We start from the raw sequence: 3,353 nt of genomic DNA, 5'->3' as shown, positions 1-3,353 counted from the left end.
ACAGACAAGTTCAAGAAGACAAATGCCTTAATGAATGCGCGCTTATGAGTGTGAATTGATTAAGGTTTTTTAAGCCTTAAATGCTCTTTAACAATGTGGAAAAGCTGATAAAGAAAACATCCAGCTAAACAAAGCGAAAGCAAGTTTAGCGATTTGTAGCGTCATTGGTATTCTCGAAAGAGAAATTGATGAAAGTTGCTGGCTGTGTGACACCAATTACGACGTAATTTGGGGTTGTATGGTTAAGTGACTAAGCGTATACGGTGGATGCCTAGGCAGTTAGAGGCGATGAAGGACGTGTAAGTCTGCGAAAAGCTGTGGTGAGCTGACAAAACGCATTTGAGCCACAGATGTCCGAATGGGGAAACCCACCGCTTCGGCGGTATCAACACATGAATACATAGTGTGTTGAGGCTAACCGGGAGAACTGAAACATCTAAGTACCCCGAGGAAAAGAAATCAACCGAGATTCCCTTAGTAGTGGCGAGCGAACGGGGACCAGCCCTTAAGCAATTTATGAGTTAGTGGAAGCCTCTGGAAAGTGGCGCGGCACAGGGTGATAGCCCCGTACACGACAACGAGTTAATTGTGAAAACGAGTAAGACGGGACACGTGTTATCCTGTTTGAAGATGGGGGGACCATCCTCCAAGGCTAAATACTCCTAACTGACCGATAGTGAACCAGTACCGTGAGGGAAAGGCGAAAAGAACCCCTGTGAGGGGAGTGAAATAGAACCTGAAACCGTATACGTACAAGCAGTGGGAGCCTACTTGTTAGGTGACTGCGTACCTTTTGTATAATGGGTCAGCGACTTATATTTTGTAGCGAGGTTAACCGCATAGGGGAGCCGTAGCGAAAGCGAGTCTTAACTGGGCGCTTAAGTTGCAAGGTATAGACCCGAAACCCGGTGATCTAGCCATGGGCAGGTTGAAGGTTGAGTAACATCAACTGGAGGACCGAACCCACGCCTGTTGAAAAAGGCGGGGATGACCTGTGGCTGGGGGTGAAAGGCCAATCAAACCGGGAGATAGCTGGTTCTCCCCGAAAGCTATTTAGGTAGCGCCTCGGACGAATACCACAGGGGGTAGAGCACTGTTTGGGCTAGGGGGTCATCCCGACTTACCAACCCCATGCAAACTCCGAATACCTGTGAGTACTATCCGGGAGACACACGGCGGGTGCTAACGTCCGTCGTGAAGAGGGAAACAACCCAGACCGCCAGCTAAGGTCCCAAAGTTCTAGTTAAGTGGGAAACGATGTGGAAAGGCCCAGACAGCTAGGAGGTTGGCTTAGAAGCAGCCATCCTTTAAAGAAAGCGTAATAGCTCACTAGTCGAGTCGGTCTGCGCGGAAGATGTAACGGGGCTCAAACTAGACACCGAAGCTGCGGAAGCATGTTTACATGCTTGGTAGGGGAGCGTTGTGTAAGCCGTTGAAGGTGGATTGAGAAGTCTGCTGGAGGTATCACAAGTGCGAATGCTGACATGAGTAACGATAAAGGGGGTGAAAAACCCCCTCGCCGGAAGACCAAGGTTTCCTGTCCCATGCTAATCAGGGCAGGGTAAGTCGGCCCCTAAGGCGAGGCAGAAATGCGTAGTCGATGGGAAACGGGTTAATATTCCCGTACCGGTGTTATCAGTGATGGGGGGACGGAGAAGGCTATGCAGGCTTGGCGTTGGTTGTCCAAGTGAAAGTGCGTAGGGAGTGTGCTTAGGTAAATCCGGGTACACAATCTCGAGACACGAGACGAGTCACTACGGTGACGAAGTTGCAGATGCCATGCTTCCAGGAAAAGCCTCTAAACTTATGATAACACTGACCGTACCCCAAACCGACACAGGTGGTCAGGTAGAGAATACCAAGGCGCTTGAGAGAACTCGGGTGAAGGAACTCGGCAAAATAGTACCGTAACTTCGGGAGAAGGTACGCCCCTGGACGTGAAGGACTTGCTCCGTAAGCGTTTGGGGGTCGCAGTGACCAGGTGGCTGGGACTGTTTATTAAAAACACAGCACTCTGCAAACACGAAAGTGGACGTATAGGGTGTGACACCTGCCCGGTGCCGGAAGGTTAATTGATGGGGTTAGCGTAAGCGAAGCTCTTGATCGAAGCCCCGGTAAACGGCGGCCGTAACTATAACGGTCCTAAGGTAGCGAAATTCCTTGTCGGGTAAGTTCCGACCTGCACGAATGGTGTAACCATGGCCACGCTGTCTCCACCCGAGACTCAGTGAAATTGAAATCGCCGTGAAGATGCGGTGTACCCGCGGCTAGACGGAAAGACCCCGTGAACCTTTACTACAGCTTGGCACTGAACATTGACCCTACTTGTGTAGGATAGGTGGGAGGCTTTGAAGCGGTATCGCCAGATATCGTGGAGCCGTCCTTGAAATACCACCCTGGTATGTTCGATGTTCTAACCTAGGTCCGTTATCCGGATTGGGGACAGTGTCTGGTGGGTAGTTTGACTGGGGCGGTCTCCTCCCAAAGAGTAACGGAGGAGCACGAAGGTCGGCTAATCCTGGTCGGACATCAGGAGGTTAGTGTAATGGCATAAGCCGGCTTAACTGCGAGACAGACACGTCGAGCAGGTACGAAAGTAGGTCATAGTGATCCGGTGGTTCTGTATGGAAGGGCCATCGCTCAACGGATAAAAGGTACTCCGGGGATAACAGGCTGATACCGCCCAAGAGTTCATATCGACGGCGGTGTTTGGCACCTCGATGTCGGCTCATCACATCCTGGGGCTGAAGTCGGTCCCAAGGGTATGGCTGTTCGCCATTTAAAGTGGTACGCGAGCTGGGTTTAGAACGTCGTGAGACAGTTCGGTCCCTATCTGCCGTGGGCGCTGGATGATTGAGGGGAGCTGCTCCTAGTACGAGAGGACCGGAGTGGACGAACCGCTGGTGTTCGGGTTGTGATGCCAATTGCATTGCCCGGTAGCTACGTTCGGAATCGATAACCGCTGAAAGCATCTAAGCGGGAAGCGAGCCCCAAGATGAGTCATCCCTAGAGCTTTAAGCTCTCTAAAGGGTCGTTGAAGACTACGACGTTGATAGGCAGGGTGTGGAAGCGTTGTAAGGCGTTAAGCTAACCTGTACTAATTACCCGTGAGGCTTAACCATACAACGCCCAAGTTTCGTTGTAAGAAGCACACAAAGCGCTTCATCAAACCAATAGACGCTACAAGTTTCCTTTATCGAATAGCTTTTCCAAGTTGTTAACACAGTTTTTGCCTGGCGGCCATAGCGTTACGGAACCACCTGAATCCATTCCGAACTCAGAAGTGAAACGTAACAGCGGCGATGGTAGTGTGGGGTCTCCCCATGTGAGAGTAGCACACCGCCAGGCTCCCA

General features: G+C 51.1%; 2 rRNA genes. Both read left to right on the top strand.

From position 1 onward, the window contains the following. The first annotated feature begins 240 nt into the window (after positions 1–240). Positions 241–3,122 (top strand): 23S ribosomal RNA (locus P2G88_RS19370). A gap of 110 nt (positions 3,123–3,232) precedes the next feature. Continuing rightward, a 5S ribosomal RNA gene (gene rrf / locus P2G88_RS19365) occupies positions 3,233–3,348 on the top strand. The last annotated feature ends 5 nt before the right edge of the window (positions 3,349–3,353 follow it).

Source organism: Aliiglaciecola sp. CAU 1673 (genome assembly GCF_029223185.1).
Taxonomy (GTDB): Bacteria; Pseudomonadota; Gammaproteobacteria; order Enterobacterales; family Alteromonadaceae; genus Bowmanella.
The sequence above is the reverse complement of the archived record's forward strand: the minus strand, read 5'-3'. Positions and strand labels throughout refer to the sequence as shown.